At 50.6% G+C, this 18,131-nt stretch carries 22 protein-coding genes; 11 read left to right on the top strand and 11 right to left on the bottom strand.

The genetic code is table 11. The annotated features are described in order from the left end of the window. Positions 1–243: 243 nt before the first annotated feature. The 3 genes from HP566_RS19955 to flgA form a co-directional block, all read right to left on the bottom strand. Positions 244–693: a flagella synthesis protein FlgN gene (locus tag HP566_RS19955; protein ID WP_249979043.1), complete on the bottom strand. Its 450-nt coding sequence runs from the start codon at positions 691–693 to the stop codon at positions 244–246. A 10-nt stretch (positions 694–703) separates the two neighbouring features. After that, the gene (gene flgM, locus HP566_RS19950) at positions 704–967 is read right to left on the bottom strand and encodes a flagellar biosynthesis anti-sigma factor FlgM (RefSeq protein WP_249979042.1); all 264 of its coding nucleotides are present in this window, start codon (positions 965–967) and stop codon (positions 704–706) included. Between the two features lie 86 nt (positions 968–1,053). Further along, positions 1,054–1,770: a flagellar basal body P-ring formation chaperone FlgA gene (gene flgA / locus HP566_RS19945; RefSeq protein WP_249979041.1), complete on the bottom strand. Its 717-nt coding sequence runs from the start codon at positions 1,768–1,770 to the stop codon at positions 1,054–1,056. 192 nt (positions 1,771–1,962) lie between these two features. On the opposite strand from flgA, the gene flgB reads away from it, so the two are divergent. The 11 genes from flgB (at position 1,963) to flgL (ending at position 12,284) form a co-directional block, all read left to right on the top strand. Beyond that, entirely contained in the window at positions 1,963–2,394 is a 432-nt protein-coding gene (gene flgB, locus HP566_RS19940; RefSeq protein WP_249979040.1) for a flagellar basal body rod protein FlgB, read from the top strand. 24 nt (positions 2,395–2,418) lie between these two features. Further along, complete coding sequence (flgC, locus tag HP566_RS19935) at positions 2,419–2,829, top strand: flagellar basal body rod protein FlgC (RefSeq protein ID WP_249979039.1); 411 nt, start codon at positions 2,419–2,421, stop codon at positions 2,827–2,829. A gap of 2 nt (positions 2,830–2,831) precedes the next feature. After that, a complete protein-coding gene (locus tag HP566_RS19930) occupies positions 2,832–3,518 on the top strand; it encodes a flagellar hook assembly protein FlgD (protein WP_249979038.1) in 687 nt (228 codons plus the stop codon). A 35-nt stretch (positions 3,519–3,553) separates the two neighbouring features. Next, on the top strand, positions 3,554–4,771 hold the full coding sequence (flgE, locus tag HP566_RS19925) for a flagellar hook protein FlgE (protein WP_249979037.1): 1,218 nt from the start codon (positions 3,554–3,556) through the stop codon (positions 4,769–4,771). A 28-nt stretch (positions 4,772–4,799) separates the two neighbouring features. Further along, positions 4,800–5,558, top strand: coding sequence for a flagellar basal body rod protein FlgF (locus HP566_RS19920; protein WP_249979036.1), 759 nt, complete (start codon positions 4,800–4,802; stop codon positions 5,556–5,558). Between the two features lie 31 nt (positions 5,559–5,589). Then, positions 5,590–6,372 (top strand): flagellar basal-body rod protein FlgG, encoded by a 783-nt coding sequence (flgG, locus tag HP566_RS19915; protein ID WP_249979035.1) that lies wholly within the window; start codon positions 5,590–5,592, stop codon positions 6,370–6,372. A gap of 37 nt (positions 6,373–6,409) precedes the next feature. Beyond that, on the top strand, positions 6,410–7,099 hold the full coding sequence (locus HP566_RS19910) for a flagellar basal body L-ring protein FlgH (protein ID WP_249979034.1): 690 nt from the start codon (positions 6,410–6,412) through the stop codon (positions 7,097–7,099). Between the two features lie 33 nt (positions 7,100–7,132). Further along, positions 7,133–8,269 carry a flagellar basal body P-ring protein FlgI gene (locus tag HP566_RS19905; RefSeq protein WP_425348216.1) on the top strand — a complete coding sequence of 379 codons (1,137 nt, stop codon included), beginning with the start codon at positions 7,133–7,135 and terminating at the stop codon, positions 8,267–8,269. Continuing rightward, on the top strand, positions 8,269–9,288 hold the full coding sequence (gene flgJ, locus HP566_RS19900; RefSeq protein WP_249979033.1) for a flagellar assembly peptidoglycan hydrolase FlgJ: 1,020 nt from the start codon (positions 8,269–8,271) through the stop codon (positions 9,286–9,288). The genes HP566_RS19905 and flgJ overlap by 1 nt, the downstream gene beginning before the upstream one ends. Before the next feature lie 68 nt (positions 9,289–9,356). Further along, positions 9,357–11,015, top strand: coding sequence for a flagellar hook-associated protein FlgK (gene flgK / locus HP566_RS19895; protein ID WP_249979032.1), 1,659 nt, complete (start codon positions 9,357–9,359; stop codon positions 11,013–11,015). Positions 11,016–11,030: 15 nt separating this feature from the next. Continuing rightward, entirely contained in the window at positions 11,031–12,284 is a 1,254-nt protein-coding gene (gene flgL / locus HP566_RS19890; protein WP_249979031.1) for a flagellar hook-associated protein FlgL, read from the top strand. A 57-nt stretch (positions 12,285–12,341) separates the two neighbouring features. Here the strand turns inward: flgL and fliR are convergent, their stop codons facing one another. The 8 genes from fliR to HP566_RS19850 all read right to left on the bottom strand — a co-directional run bounded on the left by fliR (position 12,342) and on the right by HP566_RS19850 (position 18,125). Next, positions 12,342–13,133 carry a flagellar biosynthetic protein FliR gene (gene fliR, locus HP566_RS19885; protein WP_249979030.1) on the bottom strand — a complete coding sequence of 264 codons (792 nt, stop codon included), beginning with the start codon at positions 13,131–13,133 and terminating at the stop codon, positions 12,342–12,344. A gap of 3 nt (positions 13,134–13,136) precedes the next feature. Beyond that, on the bottom strand, positions 13,137–13,406 hold the full coding sequence (gene fliQ, locus HP566_RS19880; protein WP_249979029.1) for a flagellar biosynthesis protein FliQ: 270 nt from the start codon (positions 13,404–13,406) through the stop codon (positions 13,137–13,139). A 28-nt stretch (positions 13,407–13,434) separates the two neighbouring features. Beyond that, the gene (gene fliP / locus HP566_RS19875) at positions 13,435–14,205 is read right to left on the bottom strand and encodes a flagellar type III secretion system pore protein FliP (RefSeq protein WP_249979028.1); all 771 of its coding nucleotides are present in this window, start codon (positions 14,203–14,205) and stop codon (positions 13,435–13,437) included. 8 nt (positions 14,206–14,213) lie between these two features. Next, positions 14,214–14,663 carry a flagellar biosynthetic protein FliO gene (gene fliO / locus HP566_RS19870; protein ID WP_249979027.1) on the bottom strand — a complete coding sequence of 150 codons (450 nt, stop codon included), beginning with the start codon at positions 14,661–14,663 and terminating at the stop codon, positions 14,214–14,216. Then, positions 14,660–15,181 (bottom strand): flagellar motor switch protein FliN, encoded by a 522-nt coding sequence (gene fliN, locus HP566_RS19865; RefSeq protein WP_249979026.1) that lies wholly within the window; start codon positions 15,179–15,181, stop codon positions 14,660–14,662. Before fliN ends, fliO begins: the two co-directional genes overlap by 4 nt. Further along, a complete protein-coding gene (gene fliM, locus HP566_RS19860; protein WP_249979025.1) occupies positions 15,178–16,233 on the bottom strand; it encodes a flagellar motor switch protein FliM in 1,056 nt (351 codons plus the stop codon). The genes fliN and fliM overlap by 4 nt, the downstream gene beginning before the upstream one ends. A gap of 21 nt (positions 16,234–16,254) precedes the next feature. After that, positions 16,255–16,728, bottom strand: a complete 474-nt coding sequence (gene fliL, locus HP566_RS19855) for a flagellar basal body-associated protein FliL (protein WP_249979024.1) — start codon at positions 16,726–16,728, stop codon at positions 16,255–16,257. 161 nt (positions 16,729–16,889) lie between these two features. Continuing rightward, positions 16,890–18,125 (bottom strand): flagellar hook-length control protein FliK, encoded by a 1,236-nt coding sequence (locus HP566_RS19850; protein ID WP_249979023.1) that lies wholly within the window; start codon positions 18,123–18,125, stop codon positions 16,890–16,892. Positions 18,126–18,131: the final 6 nt, after the last annotated feature.

Here is an 18,131-nt window from a genome sequence, read left to right as displayed (position 1 = left end):
CAGGCACTTATTGAAGAGAAGCCCCGAGCACAGTGTGTTCGGGGCTTTTTGTTGTTTATCAGGTCAGGATTTGTGTCAAAATGCAGTGCTCAAGGAGGAAGACTATGGCACAGATGCACTGGGATCGGCTGCTTTCCCCGCAGCGGATTCACGATAAACGTTCTGGAAGTACGCGGGAAAAGCTTTTCATTAGCGCTTAGGCGCTTGGAATGTGTGGCTTGGAGAGCGAGAGGGGTATCTATATTAAGCGGAGGCGTTAATGCGGCCTGGTTGAGCATCATTGCGCCCATCAGGCTTATAGAGAGTTTTTTCGGCAATTTGTCGGATATAGTCCAACATTTCTTGATTGTGTTTCATCCGAAGTGAAAGCATCTGTCCTGTTAGCATGTTCATTCGGGCGGCGCGCTCACTTTTTTCCAGTAGAGTTTCCCAGGCAGCTTCGCAGTTTGCATCAGTGGCGGCAGTGATCGCTCCAGTGGCACCGTCACTGTAACCGAGGCGCTTCTGTATGCCACGCCGCAGCGTTTCAATACGCTCCAACTCGTTGAGCAAAGCCTGCTTTTTTTGTGCTATCTCAGTGAGCACTGCACCATCAATATCCCCTTTCGTCAGCTGTGCTTGCTCGCTGGAAAGTAGAGATATCAATTCATCAAGGCGTTGCTGTTGGTCAAAAAGCAGACGAGAAAGGCCCATAACTGGTCTCTTAAGACTCTTTTAAATTAGCAATTAGGCTGTCCGCAATGCGCTCGGCACGTATTTCAAGCCGTCCTTCGCGAATAGCATCACGTATCTCTTCAACTTTCGCCATATCAATGTCTTGGGAGTCATCAACACGCGACTGGCTAAGTTGCGTGGACTCTTGTGTACTGCCTGGCTCAGGTGGCTTTGCTCCGCTCACCTTCTGTGTATCATCATGCTGATGCGCTTGATTGGAGCGTAACAGTGGATTGATGTTGTCAATTTTCACTTTGTGTGCCTCATCGTCAACGTTGGGGCGTCATGCGCTATGGATATTAACTATCGGCCTGAACGGGGAAGACTTTAGGCAACACGTCAAAAATCTACCATTAGAGTACCTTGGCCGGTAACGCGCGCCGATACTATTTCACGGGTATCGAAACGTACCCGAATGCGTTCGCCCTGGGCGCCATTCTCAAGGGCCTCCCCTTCGCGTGATACACGAAAACCTGCCCCTTCTGCAATGACAGTAACACGCTGCCCTCGTTCCACAAGATGGGGGGCTTGAAGGAAATGAGCCTGGAAGGTACTGCCACTTCTAATTGGGCGTTGAGCGACCATGCCAATAATTTCCTCCTGGCTGGTCAGGGCTTGGGCGGCGAGATCTCCAAGATTCCCTTCACGCTGACTAAGCATGTCACTCGTTATCACTGTGCCTCTATTTATATCCCGACTGGCGACCATATAGCTGCCAATGATATCAATTTGTGCCTGGATATATCGAACCTGTCGACGGTTTTCACCACAACGAACGCCTACAGAGACCCGCCCAATAGGTGATTGGTTCGCATTAGGGAAAAAGGGCTCTGGTTCTATACAGGTGGGTAAGTGAGGAGAGGGTGGGGAGATATCGATGAGTACCTCTTGGCCGACTGCCTGGGACTCCTGATAAAGAAACTGGTGTACGGCCTCCACAAGTGCCTGGTCATTGGCTTGCGCGGGCAGGGTGGTGAAAAAACAGAGAAGGCAAAAAAGCACAAAATGCTTGAAGATTGCCAAGCAGCATAATGCTGGACGCGGCAAGTAGGGCATGGATGAGTCGCTCAATCGAAAGGCAGATGATAAACATCGGTTATAAAGTCTAATGCAAAAGCACCTTGAGCATCATATGAAATACTGGTGTAAACGGCGGTTGTTCCATGCTTTAGGCTGACGTAGCGGTGTCTATTATTCATTATCAACAATCTCTGTTTTGTTTTTGCCTCTCAGCGAGCGAGGGACGGCATGATTGACCAACTCGAATCCGCCTTTAATTTTCACCAGCAGGCGCTGAGCTTGCGGCAAGCGCGTCATGAGGTCCTGGCTGCCAATATTGCTAATGCCGATACGCCGAACTATAAGGCACGCGATATCAATTTTGCCAGTGAACTAAAGAAAGCAGTAAATAATGGTCAGGCAGAGTCCGGGAAAAGTGGTGGAGTAGCATTGGCGCGTACCTCAGAACGCCACCTGGCTGGCCAGGGGCCCGCCTGGCGTAGTGCAAGCAGTACGGATCTACTCTACCGGATTCCCGATCAGCCAAGCTTGGATGGCAATACCGTCGATATGGATCGTGAACGAACGCAGTTTGCCGATAATGCCGTTCGCTACCAAGCTGCGTTGACGATTCTAAATAGCCGTATTCAGGGACTGAAAAACGCGATGCAGTCTGAATAACCTTGCAACAGGAGACAATGATCTATGTCGATGTTTTCAGCCTTTGATATTGCCAGCTCTGCGATGAGCGCCCAGGCGCAGCGAATGAACGTAACGGCTAGCAATATGGCCAATGCCGATAGCATTGCAGGCCCTGATGGAGAAACCTATCGGGCCAAGCAGGTTATGTTTCAAACCCAGGCACAAAATAATCGTTACGGTGTTGGCGGTGTTCGTGTTACAGACGTGGTGAATGATGATTCTCCGCTGCGCCTTGAGTATATGCCAAATCACCCTGCTGCCGATGAAGATGGTTATGTTGCCAAACCTAATGTCGAGCCAGTTCACGAAATGGTTAATATGATCTCTGCCTCGCGCTCTTATCAGGCGAATGTTGAAGTGTTCAATACAACGAAGCAGATGATGATGCAGACACTGTCACTGGGTGAGGGCTGAACATGAATATTGATACCAGCGTATTGAATAACGTCAATGGCGGTGGCAGTACGCTTTCCGCGCGTCAATCTGATGAGTTGCGCGAAAGCTTTATGACGTTACTGATCACACAATTGCAGAATCAGGACCCGCTTAATCCGATGGAAAATGCGGAGATGACTTCTCAATTAGCCCAAATCAATACGGTCAGCGGAATCGAAGAATTAAATGACACGCTGAACGGAATTACCCAGCAAATGGATGCTGCAAAGGCGCTTCAGGCGGCAGGTCTTATTGATAAGGCCGTGTTGGTACCTGGTAATAACGTTATGGTGAGTAACGATGCTGAAAACGGTGTTTATGCCACTCCGTTTGGTATCGAGCTAGCCGAGCCGGCCGAAAAAGTAGAGGTCATTATTACCAGTCAGTCGGGTGAGGTAGTGTATACCAACGATCTGGGAGCGGTATCTGCAGGGGTTGAATCGTTCAGTTGGGGAGGCATTAGCAATACTGGAGAGGCTGTGCCAGAGGGAGCTTATCGGGTGAACTATCAGGCATTCGATTCGGAAGGAAAAGAGCTTGATACTCAGACCCTGAATTATGCATTGGTACAAGGGGTGTCGCCCGGCACAGGAGGTGATGATGTGCGCTTAGATCTTGGGGCAGTATATGGTCAGGTGTCACTTGATCAAATTAAACAAATTCTCTAATTATTCGCTAAACGTAATGTTAAGCAGGGGGTAGCATGAGTTTTTCGCAGGCACTCAGCGGTTTAAGCGCACAGCAGCAGAAATTGGGAGCGATTGGCAATAATATCGCTAACTCTCAAACCGTCGGATTTAAAAGCTCTGATGTTCAGTTTGCCGATGTATTTGCTACTTCTCGTATCGGGCTGGGGGTTCGTACATCAACAGTGCTGCAGAACTTTAATCAGGGCAATATTGAGTCTACCAGCCGCAACTTGGACTTAGCCATTGCTGGCGAGGGCTTCTTCCGCTTCCAGCAGACCAACGGTGAGATTGGCTATTCACGCAATGGCCAGTTAACGATGACCGCAGATGGCCGCCTTGTAAATGCTCAGAGCGCACAAATCATGGGTTATCCGGCGGATGCAGAAGGCAATGTTCAGGTAGGTGGCAACGTAGTGCCTTTGCAGATTCCACCTGGTGATTTAGAGGCCAATGCTTCAACGCAGCTTAACGTGTCGCTGAACCTGGACGCAGGGCAGCCTGTTATTACGGCATCATTCGATGCCAACAATGCCAATACTTACAATTATTCTACTAATGCCACGGTATTCGACTCACAAGGCAACGCACGTAATTTATCCATTTATTTTACGAAAACTGCCAGTAATGAGTGGGATGTAAATGGCCGGTTATCCGGTGGGCCTTCCGATGGTGGAACCTATGATGTTGATTTAGGCAGCTTGGTCTTTACCCAAAATGGTACCTTGCAGGCGGATAATACGGTACCTGCGCTCTTCAACACGGACGAGTTTGGTGATGGGAACCCCTTGGCTACCTTGGATATTGATTTGAGCTTTGAAGGCTCAACACAGTTTGCAAGCCAGTCAACAGTCAACGATACCACCCAGGATGGCTATACCTCAGGCGCATTAGTGGGCATTACCATCGAAGAGGATGGAACCATCATGCGTAACTACTCAAATGAAGAATCCCGGGCAGCAGGTCAGGTGGCGCTCGTTACTTTCCGTAATCCAGAAGGCCTGCGTCCTGATGGTGATAACCTGTGGGCTGCCACTGGAGCATCTGGTCAAGAACTAATAGGCGCTCCAGGAGCTGGTCTGCGTGGATTGATCCAGCCTAGTGCTATTGAAACATCCAATGTGGATATGGCAAGCGAGCTGGTTGACATGATTATTGCCCAGCGCGCTTATCAGGCGAACTCGCAGAGCATCAGCACTCAGGATGAGCTTCTGCAGACCATTATTAACCTTTAATAGTGGCGCCTCGCCTAAGGAGTAAGTTTTGGATCGGATGCTGTATACCGCCATGAGCGGCGCCAAACATACGATGGATCAACAGGCAGTGGTCAGCCAAAACCTGTCGAATGTATCCACAGCGGGTTTCCGCGCCCAACTGCAAGCGGCACGTTCCGTGCCGGTGCAAGGCGATGGGGCACTTGCTACGCGTGTATCGGCGGTTACTACCACGCCCGGCACGGATTTCTCGCAAGGCCCGATTGAGCGTACTGGTCGTACGCTCGATATCGCCATGCAGGATAATGCATGGATGGCTGTATTAGCTGATGACGGTACCGAAGCTTACACACGAAGAGGCGATCTTCAGCTGGATAATGATGGTGTGCTATTAAGCGTTGGTCGGCCAGTGATGGGTGAAGGTGGCCCGATAGCACTTCCCCAGGGGGCACAAATTTCTATTGGTGCGGATGGTACTATCAGTGCCATCCCCCAGGGCGAAGGGCCTGCCGCTTTGGTGGATGTGGGGCGTATTAAGCTCGTTACACCCGATGAGCAGATGTTTTCACGGGGTGATGATGGCCTATTTCGGGCGCCTCTTAATGAAGAAGGTATAGCCGTCCCGCTACCGGCAAACGAAGAGGCGCGGATGGTTAGCGGGGCACTTGAAGGCAGTAATGTCAGCGCTATAGACGCCATGGTCTCCATGATTGATGTGGCCCGCCGGTATGACATGCAGATGAAAGTGCTCAGTACGGCAGATGAAAACGCTCAGCGGGCTAATAGTATTCTATCCATTCAGGGCTGATAGCAGCCTCTCAGTTTAAGGGAACACGAACATGATTAAGTCTTTGTGGACCGCTAAGACGGGGCTGGAGTCTCAGCAAACAAAACTTGATGTTATTTCAAATAACCTGGCCAACGTCAGTACCAATGGTTTCAAACGTTCCCGCCCGGTGTTTGAAGACTTGCTATACCAAAATATGCGCCAGCCGGGTGCGCAGAATAATATTCAGGACAGGCTCCCGTCTGGTATGCAGATAGGCACTGGCGTGCGTGCGGTGGCCACGGAACGTTTGCACACTCAGGGAGGCCTTGAAGAGACTGGCAATTCCCGGGATCTGGCCATTAATGGAGAAGGTTTTTTTCAGGTGCTGCTGCCTGATGGCACGGTTGGTTATACCCGGGATGGTAGTTTTCAGTTAAATGAAAATGGCCAGATGGTGACAGCCAATGGCTACCCTCTAGAGCCTGCTATCTTTATTCCGTCCAACGCCCTTTCTGTCACCATAGGTGAAGATGGCACGGTAAGTGTTCGCCAACCTGGTATTGCCCAGGATGCTGACATTGGCCAAATTAATGTGGCCTCGTTTATTAATCCAGCGGGCCTGGAAAGTATCGGTGGCAACCTGTATCTGGAGACAGGTGCTTCAGGAGCGCCTAATCAGGATGTACCAGGTAATAATGGTGCTGGCAGGCTGTTTCAGGGTTATGTGGAAACATCAAACGTGAATGTAGTTGAAGAAATGGTCAATATGATCCAGACCCAGCGTGCTTACGAAATTAATAGCCGTGCAGTCTCTACAAGTGATGAGATGTTGGCGCGCTTAAGTCAGCTCTGACACAGTTAACAAATAGGGCTTACTAATAGGTTGTATCATGCCGGAATTGCACACTATGTATCGTCGTTTAACGCTAGTTGGTTTGGCATTGTTTATTGTGCTAGCGGCAGGGTGTGCGCAGATTCCCCGTGCTTCTGTGGTGGGTGAGCAAGAGCAGATCAATATTGTTGATCGGCCGCCTCCCATCCCCAATGGCTCTATTTATCAGGCACGACACGGCTATCAGCCACTGTTTGAAGATCGTCGCCCTCGTTCAATTGGCGATATTCTGACCATTGTGCTTGATGAAGAAGTTAGTGCCAGCAAAAGTTCGCAATCCAATGCTAACCGCTCGGGTTCTGCGGGCCTTGATGTTGCTCAGATCCCTGACATTATCGATTTCCTTGAAGACTTCGGTTTTGATGTCTCATCAGAGAATATTTTTTCTGGTGGCGGCGGATCACAGGCCAGTAACTCATTTACAGGCACCATTACGGTCTCCGTTCTTGAAGTCATGAATAACGGTAATTTGCGGGTGCGTGGTGAAAAGCAGATTGCGATCAACCAGGGAACAGAGTTTATTCGCTTCTCTGGTGTCGTGAATCCTCGCACGATAACCGCACAGAACACCGTGCCCTCTACCCAGGTGGCTGATGCGCGTATTGAATACGTTGGTGATGGTTATATCAACGAAGCGCAGCATATGGGGTGGTTGCAGCGCTTCTTCCTAAATGTGTCGCCGTTCTAGGCGCGTTTCAAGGCCCGGCATTAGAGGCTTAAAATGGCAATGCAGTTAAGCGGTGATCAAATATACAAGCGGTGGGCGCTGCGATTGGTAATACTGATTGCACTATGTTTGTTGGCCACAACAGCCGCTGCCGAACGTGTGCGTGAGTTAGCCAATTTTGCAGGTGTGCGTGATAACCAACTTGTCGGCTATGGCTTGGTGGTTGGTTTGGACAGCACCGGTGATCAAACCACTCAGGCGCCCTTTACCAGCCAAAGCCTAACCAACATGTTGTCGCAATTAGGGGTTACGGTGCCGCCAGGTACTAACCTGCAGTTGCGCAATGTTGCCGCCGTTATGGTCACGGCCGATTTGCCCCCTTTTTCGCGTCCGGGGCAGCGCTTGGATGTGGTGGTCTCTTCCATCGCTAATGCTCGGAGCCTGCGTGGTGGAACGTTATTAATGACTCCGCTGAAAGGGGCGGATGGCGATACCTATGCGATTGCTCAGGGCAATATGCTTGTGGGCGGCGCTGGTGCTCAGGCCGGCGGCAGTAGTGTTCAGATCAATCAGCAGGCCTCGGGGCGTATACCCAATGGCGCGCTGGTCGAACGCGAGGTGCCCCTTAATTTGGGTGGGAATGGGGGCTTATTGGAGCTACAGCTCAATGACTCTGATTTTGGAACAGCGCAACGTGTGGTAACCGCCATTAATAACGAGTTTGGACAATCGGTTGCCTATGCGCGCAACGGGAGGGTGATTGCGCTGGATGGACCCATGGATGCCAATGAGCGAGTAAGCTTTATGGCTCGGGTGGAGAATGTTCAGGTGACACCCATGGAGGCTGCCGCGCGTGTAGTGCTCAATTCCCGCACTGGCTCTGTGGTAATGAATAGTGCTGTTACGCTACGCCAGGCAGCGGTTGCGCACGGTAACCTCTCAATTATGATTAACACCCAGTTTGGGGTTAGCCAGCCTGCTCCCTTTGGGCAGGGTGAAACGGTGGTGGTGCCTGATACGGATATTGAAATTGAGCAGCAGGAGGCTTACCTTCAAATAGTCGAAGGTGCTCAGCTCAATGAAGTGGTCAATGCACTTAATGCCTTAGGCGCAACTCCTCAAGATTTGATGTCCATTCTAGAAGCGCTCAAAGCCTCTGGTTCGCTGCGTGCTGAACTGGAGGTTATTTAATGAGCATGGGTGATATGACCAGCCAGTTTGCTTTGGATATGAGCGGTTTTCAGCGACTACAACATAGTGCGCGTGTGGACCCGGAAGCTGGCGTACATGCTGCTGCACAACAGTTTGAAGCATTATTTATCCAGATGATGGTAAAGAGCATGCGTGATGCCACACCTACCTCTGGATTATTAAACAGTCGCGATACGAACTTCTATCAGTCCATGCTTGATCAGCAATGGTCACAGGTGATGGCTTCCAGGGGTATTGGCTTGGCGGATGCGCTGGTGGAACAGCTCCAGCGGCAAGGAGCGATAGGTGATGCGGCTAGTAACGCGGATCAGGAGCTGCAGGCGCTAATCGCTGGCATCCCGCGTGGAACACCGCGGGTATTGGATGGCGCGCTACAGCCGCAGGATGAGCGTGTCGCGAACTCGGTAAAAGGGCATTTCCTGTCGGAGCTGGAAACGATAAGGCAACAATCCACAGCTGAAACAGACGGGCCGACAGCCTCAGAGTTTTTAGCTGCCAACAAAGCGCCTGACCATGTTAAACGGTTCATGGCAACACTGACTGCACCCGCCCAGGCTGCTAGCCGGGCCAGTGGCGTGCCTGCTGAGTTGATTCTTGCGCAAGCTGCGCTGGAAACGGGCTGGGGGCGCCATGAAATTGCCACCCGTCAAGGGGGTAACAGCCACAACCTTTTTGGAATAAAAGCAGGTAGCTATTGGCAGGGTAAGACCACTAATATTGTCACTCATGAATATATTAATGGTCGTCGAACCCAGTTGGTTGATACATTTCGTGTCTATGACTCTTTTGAGCATGCGTTTACTGATTACGCCAACTTGATTGGTAACAACCCTCGTTATGCAGGTGTTGTTCAGGCTGCCAGCGCGGAACAGGCTGCTTACGAGCTGCAGCGAAGCGGTTATGCTACCGACCCTCTGTATGCCGATAAGCTGGTCGCTGTCATGAATACCATGGGGCTATTAGATGCTGGGCACGGACTCCTGGCTGATGCACGTTAACGCAATTGGGGATTCAAGTTCTTCTGCGCACTGCCGATAATCTCATTATCGGCCAAAGGAAGTGAACCATGAGCATGTTTTCGATCGGCTTGAGCGGCCTTAATGCGGCGCAGAATGCCCTCAACACCACCAGTAATAATATTAGTAATCTTTATACGCCCAGCTACAATCGGGAGCTGACTCAACTGGGTGAAGGTCGGGTAGGGGGAGGCGTTAGCGTTGATGCCATCGAACGTCAATTCAATACTTATGTCGCCAACCAGCTCAATAATGCCAAAACTCAATCGAGTGCACTGGAGACCTACAATAATCAGGTCTCGCAAATCGATAACCTGCTGGCCGACCGGGCGGCTGGCTTATCGCCGTTGATGCAAGAGTTTTTCTCTTCGCTAGAAGATTTGGCTAGTTCACCTTCGGATCCGGCTGCCCGTCAGGGGGTTTTGGGTACGGCAAGCACGTTAAGCGCACAGTTCCGCTCTTTTGATGGCTATTTGCAAGATATGCAGAGCAATATCAATAGCCAGATTGAAGATGAAATAACTCAGATCAATAACACCGTTGAACAGATTGCGGGTCTGAACCGTGAGATTGCCCTTGCCCGTGCCCGTACGGGGGAAGCGCCCAATAGCCTGCTTAACCAGCGCGATTTCTTGGTTTCTGAACTCAATGAGCGTATGGATCTGCGCTTAAATGTGCAAGATGGTAAAACCTATAATATCAGCCTGCCCAACGGCCAGCCGTTAGTTACTGGCACCAACTCCTTTAAGCTGGAAGCCATGCAGGCGGATAATGATCCCCAGCGTACCATAGTGGGCTATCGGGATGGCGGTGGTAACTTGGTAGCATTAGACGAGTCAACTATCCAGGGGGGCACTTTGGGAGGGTTGATGTCTTTCCGTTCCGAAACACTCGATAAGACACAGAACCAGATTGGTCAATTGGCGGTGTCACTTTCCGTTGCGTTTAACGAGCAGCATCGCCAAGGAGTGGATCTGGATGGTTTACAGGGCGAGGACTTCTTTAGTGTACGTGCGCCCCAAGTTTATAGTTATGAAGATAATAGCGCTGTGACCATTGAATCCGCTGCGTTTGACGCTGATACCATCGACCAACTGCGTGCGACGGATTACACCGTTAGCTTTTCTGGTGGTAACCCGGTTGTAACGCGCAATGATAATGGAGCGACAGTGGATATTGGGGATGGTTGGGACGCAGGAAATAATACGCTGACGTTTGGAGGTATATCACTGACGTTCAGCAATATACCTGCTAATGGTGACCGCTTCGAAATCCAGCCTGTGCGCCGAGCGGCGAGTGGTATGGACGTAAACATTGCCGACTTGGATAAGATTGCTGCCGGGCAACCTGTGAATCCTGATGATGGCCCCACCGACTGGGTGGCAGCAGGTGCTGGCGATAACCGTAACGCGTTGGCGCTTCAGGACCTGCAAAGTAAAAACATTGTGGGTGGTAGCGCGTCGGTTAGTGGTGCCTATGGTGCCATTGTGAGTGATGTGGGTAATCGTACCAACATTACCCAGGTCAATTTAGACGCACGCCAGGGACTCACCGATCAGCTACGTGCCGTTCAGCTGTCGGAGTCGGGTGTTAACCTGGATGAAGAAGCCGCTAATTTAATTCGTTATCAACAGTTCTACCAAGCGAATGCCCGGGTGATTGATACGGCGGGCGCTATTATGGACACTATCTTAAACTTACGGAATTAATGAGGAGCTCAGGCGATGCGTGTTAGTACAGTCACCATGTTCGAGCAGAGTACGGCTTCTATTAACCGTCAGCAGAATGAGTTTTTGAAAGTAAGCCAGCAAATTGCCAGTGGTCGTCGGGTGGTGAATCCTTCGGATGACCCGCAGGCGGCTTCTCGCGCAGTGGGCGTGGATCAATCCAAGGCCATGACGCAGCAGTATGCCGATGCACGTGTCTCTGCTCGCAATTCGCTTGCGCAAACGGAAAGTATCTTAAACAGTATTAGTGACGCGGTGACCAGCGCCAAAGCGCTACTCATACAAGCCTCCAGCGATACGCTAAGCGACGCGGATCGTGAGTCGATCGCCAGTGAGCTAAAAGGGATTTACGAAACCATGCTGGGCCAGGCGAATGCAACGGATGGTAATGGCCGCTATCTGTTTGGTGGCTACAAGGATAACGCCCCTCCGTTTGTCAAATCCGCCGATGGTAATGTGGAATACACTGGCGATGTGAGTGCCAGAGAGCAGCGTGTCGACTCCTCCCGCTTGATGCCCGTTAATGAAAATGGCGTAACAATTTTTCAAAGTGTACCGAGTGGCGCCGGTTACATTGCTGAGGCGAGTGTCGATAATCAGGGTAGTGTGACCTTCAGTGGCCCACAAATTGTCGATGTTAACGACGCTGGCTATGGGGAAAGCTATCGTATCGTCTTTAATGAAGATAATACAGTGGAAAGCGGCTTTAGCTATCAAGTGCAGCGCTTCGAAGATGGCGCCTGGCTGGAAGATGATGCTGATCTGGTGGCTTCGGGTGAATACACCGGTGAAGGCCAGCAGCTCAATTTTGGGGGAGTTAATGTCACCCTAAGCGGCACTCCGGCAGAGGGTGACGAAATATTGATTACCCAGGCGGGCAGCGATGAGCGTGGTGCGGATCTTTTCCGCACCATGGAAGCCGCTATCCGTGTACTGGAAACACCAGCGGAGAATGATACTCAGAAAGCCGCGCTGCGCAATACGCTTAATACCTCAATGCGGGATCTTGATAACGCGTTGGATAACGTGCTTACAGTGCGCGCATCTGCGGGTGCCCGCCTCAATGAGCTGGATGTTATTGATGCAGTGGGCAGTAACCGCATGCTCAACTATGAGCAAACATTATCAGACTTAGTGGATCTGGATTATGCTGCCGCTATTTCTGAATATAGTTTACGTCAAGTGGGATTACAGGCAGCACAACAGGCGTTCGTGAATATTAAAGGTATGTCTCTGTTTAATTATATGTAAGCGCTACCCTTAAATAGCACTAATGAGAAGCCCCTGTGCCGCTTAGGTGCAGGGGTTTTAGCTTAATGGAGCCATGGTTTCAATTAAGCTTTGCATAAAGGCTAGCCCCTGACTGAACAGCCGCTGTAAAAAGCGGCCAATATCGGTCATTAACACCATTAACAGGGTTAGACCAACAGTCAGCGAGGTAGGGAAGCCGATATTAAACACGGTGAGCTGAGGTGCTGAGCGGTTGAGAATGCCCAATGACAGGCTAATAATCAGCAGTGAGCCGGCTAGTGGCAGGGCCATCAACATTCCCGAAGCGAAAATGGTGCCTGCATAGCGTGCCAAAAGTTCAAAGGCATTGGGGTTCAATGTGCCGATGCCAATTGGTAGGGTCTGAAAACTCATGACCAGCGTTTCAAGCACCATCAAATGACCATTGAGGGCAAGAAACATAAGCAGTGTAATCATATAGAGGATACGTGATAACACCATAATGTTGGTGCCGCTGGAGAGGTCAAAAAAGCTTGCAAACGCCAATCCCATCTGTAAACCGATAAACTCCCCTGCTGCCTGCACCACCGCAAATATAATATGCATGACCAAGCCGATTGCCAAGCCAATCAGCAATTGTTCAACTATAATGCCGACGCCCGCCCAGGACATAATGGGCACATCCGGCATCGCTGGTAACAAGGGGGCAATGACAATAGCGACCAATGCCGCAAGGCCTACCTTCGCCTGGTTCGGAACGCTTGAGTGGCCCCAAAGCGGCGAGGCCGCCATAAAGGCTGTAATGCGCGCAAAAGGCCAGAGGAAGGCCACTAGCCAAGCGTGTAACTGGGCAAACGTAACCTCCACCATCGATTACATTACCATGTTAGGAATATTGGTAAACAAACGATGGGTAAAATCTGTAATGAGGCCTAACAGCCACGGCCCAGCCAGGACTAGAACGGCAAACACGGCCAATATTTTGGGGATAAAAGTCAGCGTCATCTCATTAATTTGCGTAGCCGCCTGGAATAAGCTGATCAGAAGTCCTGTAAAGAGCGCTGCAAGCAGCATGGGGCCAGCAAGGAAAAGCGTTACACGCATGCCCTGGTAAGCAATACTCATTACCATTTCAGGGGTCATGATTTTCTCCTGGTCGCTAAGGCGACAATTAAATCATGTAAAAACTTTCTGCTAATGAACCAATAATCAACTGCCAGCCATCCACAAGTATGAACAGCATTAGTTTAAAGGGAAGAGAGATAGTAATAGGAGGAACCATCATCATCCCAAGTGCCATCAGTGTACTGGCAACCACCAGGTCGATAATTAAAAAGGGAATAAATATAGTAAAGCCGATCTGAAATGCTGTCTTGAGTTCACTGGTAACAAACGCAGGCAGTAATACTCGCATTGGCAGATCTTCAGGGCCTTGCATGGGACCAACGTCGGCTAAACGTACAAATAGTGCCAGGTCCGGCTCCCGGGTTTGTGCCAACATGAACTCGCGGAATGGCTCCTGGGCGAGTAATAAAAATTCTTCGAAGTTAATGGCTTCGTCTGTCAGAGGTACCCAGGCCGTGTCATACACTTGGGCAAGTACCGGGGACATAATAAAAAAAGTGAGAAAAAGCGCGATACCTAAAAGCACTTGGTTAGGAGGTGTTGCCTGGGTTCCCATCGCAGTTCTAAGCAAACTCAGCACAATGATGATGCGTGTGAAGCTGGTCATCATCAGCAGCAGCGCGGGAAGAAATGCCAGTGAGCTTAAAAATAGCAGTGTTTGCAGCGAAAGTGACCACTGCTGGCCCCCGTCCTCTAAGGGCTGTGATACCAAACCAGGGAGCTGTTGTGCATGAACGGGAGCCGCCGCCAATAAGCAACAGACAAGAAGGGTACCAAGAAGCCACCCACGGTGCTGGTTAAGCCAGGCGAGGTGCATCGCATATCTCATGGTGTTTGATGTGGATCGGAGGAAGAGTCTTCACTGCGCTGTTTGCGGCGGTTGTTGGCCAAAGCGTGTGCCAAACGCTGTGAAAAACGTGAAGGTGTTTCAGGTGGCGGTGAGGTTGGGCGCCCTTCCGGTGCGGGCCGCTCATGTAATTTGGTAATTCGACCACCGCTGACGCCCACTACCAGCCATGTGTCCTCAATTTCAACCACCACGATACGCTCGCGGCTACCCACTGCGGTGTTTCCCACAATACGCAAATGGGCACCCTGGTGGTGGCGTATATTTTGCCAGCGTTTTAGCACCGCCGTGCATAGCAAAATAATCGCTATTACCAGCGCCAGCGCTGCTGCTGTTTTGCCCAGCACGGCCATACCAATCAGAGCATCGCCGCTGCTGCCCAGGGCGTCAATAGACGTACCCTGTGTGGAAGGGGTCGCGACGCTCATCGGTTGAGTTTATGAATGCGCTCAGAAGGAGTAATGATCTCAGTGATACGAATGCCATACTTATCCTCGACTACAACCACTTCACCCTGGGCGATTAAATAGCCATTGATCAGAATATCCATGGGTTCACCAGCGAGACCTTCCAGCTCAATGACAGATCCTTGGGCAAGCTCCAACAGCTGTTTAATCGTGAGCTTGGTGCGGCCCAGCTCCACGGTTAGCTTAACCGGGATATCCATGATCATTTCGAGATCGCGGGACGGGGCAGTGCCTCCCTCAGAGCTCAGAGGACGAAAGACTTCATCACTTGCTGATTTTGCAACAGGGGGCTCCTGTTCGGAGGTTTTTTCACTTTCCTCTTCTGTCTGTTCGGCAGCCTCTTGTTCAGCCATAGCCGCCGCCCACGGGTCTTCTTCATTAGCATCCTCAGCGTTGGGCATCGGCTCTTCTTGCTCAGACATGGCATCCGCCCAATCATCATCTGAAACTTTTTGATCGGGTTTGTTAGGATCAGTCATGCTTTGGGTTCCTTGGCTTTCTGTCGCGTTGAACCTTTAATAAAGTCCTTGGACGATACGTTATTCAGAGCGGCATGGTCGATCATACGCAGCACGCGTAAAGCGCGCTGTTGACGTTGGTTGCCGTACTCGCACTCCATCACAGGGACTCCATCTACGCGAGCGGTGATCGTATTCGGAATGTCTATGGGCAGTACATCACCCTTTTTCAGGCCCATTACGTGGGCAATACGGCTGGGTATCTGGGCAAACTCTGCTACCAGCTCAATTTCTGACTGGCGCAACTCACTGGCCATGCGTCGTGACCACGTGCCGTCATGGTCATGATTGCTATCGTTGATAGGGTTGGCCAGCAGGTCGCGTAGCGGCTCAATCATTGCGTAAGGCATACAGATCTGAAAATGACTGGAAAGATTGCCAACTTCAATATTGAACTTAGTGTTCACCACGATTTCATTGGGTGAATTGGTGATATTGGCAAATTTAGACTGCACCTCAGAACGCACAAAATTGACCTCCAGAGGATAAACAACTTTCCATGCCTCCTGGTAAGCATCAATAGCCAGATTGAGTAAGCGATGGATAATACGCTGCTCGGTATTAGTGAATTCACGACCATCGGATTTGGTGACAAAGCGACCATCACCCCCAAACAGGTTATCCACCACCATAAAAACAAGGTTGGGTGGGAACACTACGAGGGCAGAGCCTCGCAAGGGCTTCATCGACACAATATTCAAATTGGTTGGTACAGGCACATTGCGTGAAAACTCACTGAAACTTTGATAGCGGACAGACTCAACGGTGATGTCGGCACTACGCCGAATCAGGTTAAACAAGCCGTTACGAAAGTGGCGTGCGAAGCGTTCGTTAATAAAGTCAAGTGCGTGTAAACGCTCACGTATGACCCGGTGCTGCGTGGTGGGGTCATAGGGGCGAATACGTGTTTCATCTGGAGAATGAGACGTTGAGGGTGAAGGCTCATCATCTCCACTGACGCCTTTCAGTAAGGCGTCAATTTCTTCCTGGGACAGTAGATCGTCCTGCGACATGAACGGCTCCAGTTCCCGAGGTTATTGCACAATGAATTCAGTGAATAAGACTTCACGTAAATCAAGCGGCGGCTGATTTTCTGTCAAAGGTACACTAAGCCGATTGATAATCGCCTGAGCAAGCGCTTCCTTGCCCTCAACAGAGGTCAGTTCACTGGCCTGCTTTCCGGATAAAAGAATCAGTAGGCGACTGCGCACCTGAGGCATATGTTCTTCAATAATGGCTTTACTTTGCTCGTTACCAACTCGGAGGGTAATGCCTGTATAGAGTAGGCGAGAACCGTAGCGATCATCTGCCAAATTGACGGTAAAAGGGTCAATACGGGTAAATACCGGCGCAACATGTTCAACTACCTGTTGAGCTTCGTTGCCTTCAGTGCCTCCGCGTTGGTCAAGCACCATGTAAATAGCTGCCGCCGCGCCTGCAGACGACAGCACTACCAGAATAATCATTATCCAAAGCAGTTTTTTGGATCCGCCGCTTGATTCTGCCATTTGCTGTTCCCGTGATCTTTATGCATGACGCTAGCCAAGCATTATGCCTAACGCGAGTGCTGATGATGAAGTGAACAGGCTCGATTGGAGAGCCTATCTTTTGGTTTAGCTAACTCATACCCACGGTATCAGCGCTATCATACTGGCGCTCAAGGCGCGGTTTACGCATATAGATCGACACGTCCATCAAGTGTTAAAAGGTCGCTATCAGCCGTTGAAGGGGCAGCTGTTTCCCCCTGGTCCTGAATACCGTTATCACTATTGGTGGAAGCCCCAGAGCCTTGCTGGGCAAAAGCCTGGTCATGAGGGTTGTGCTGTTCACCAACAGAGGTTTCACCGAGTGATATTCCTTGTTCGGCGAGGGCCTCGCGTAACTGAGGAATCGCCAGTTCAATCACCTGTCGTACTTGGGCTTGGGCCGATAAAAAATGTGCTTGTGTGCCTTGTTCACTAACTTTAAGTGAAATGGACAGGGGGCCCAATTCAGCAGGATGTAGCTGCATTTGAACATGTTGCTCACCACCGCGCTGGGCAAACTGGACCAGTTGTTGACCAAGCTGGGAGGGCCAGGCGGGGCTGTTCACTGGCGTACTTAGCGCTGCTGTTGTGGTCATCACGCTGGCTACTGTTGTCGAAGATGGTGGCGTGGCAAGAGGAGTCAAGGGGGACTCTCCACCTCGGCTGGGGCTGGAAACCGCCTCAGTGACTATTCCTGGGGCAGGAGGAACCTCGCTACCCAGCTGGATTGAACCGGTGCTTAGATTAAGTGGCAAGGGGGTACTACTGTTTCGTGATGCAGTGAGCAGTGAAGGGTCTGTGGAAACCAGGGGTGCCCTATGCCTATTTGTCTCGTCTGGTGAGTGAGCCAATGGGGATAGCCCATCACGCAGCACATTGAAGGTATTGACTAATTCGATGACGTTACTGGTGCTGATATTGAACTGTTTGGCAATAGCGCCTATTTGTGGTGCTGATTGCAGATCTATGGGAGCGGCGGAAACAGCAGCCGGGGGATCAGAAAAGGATGCAACCAGCGATAAACGCGCTGCAATTTCATCAAGCGGTGAGAGAGGGGTCTCAGTCAACTCATCAAGATCAACATCTGGGTGTGCTGATGGCTGTCCGACGCTCTGCAGTTGCACCATTAATTCAGCCAACGCTTGATCATCAAGTTCAATACCTAACGATGTTAGCAACTCAGTTAAAGTGCTGAGTTGACCGGAGGCGGAGTCATCAGCAGGCATGTCTTTTAACAAACGTGGTGGTGCATCAGCTGCCTGTATCAGTGCTTGTCGGAAAGTGTCTTGCGACACACTCTGTGAGCCAGAGATTTGCTGGTATGGCAAGGAGGTGGAGCCTTGGCTCTGAGTTGCTGATAGCAACAGCTGAATATTCATAAGTAC

This window comes from Vreelandella olivaria, from assembly GCF_023507745.1.
GTDB classification, from domain to species: domain Bacteria; phylum Pseudomonadota; class Gammaproteobacteria; order Pseudomonadales; family Halomonadaceae; genus Vreelandella; species Vreelandella olivaria_A.
Note: the sequence above shows the minus strand (reverse complement) of the source record. Positions and strands in the feature narration are given on the sequence as shown.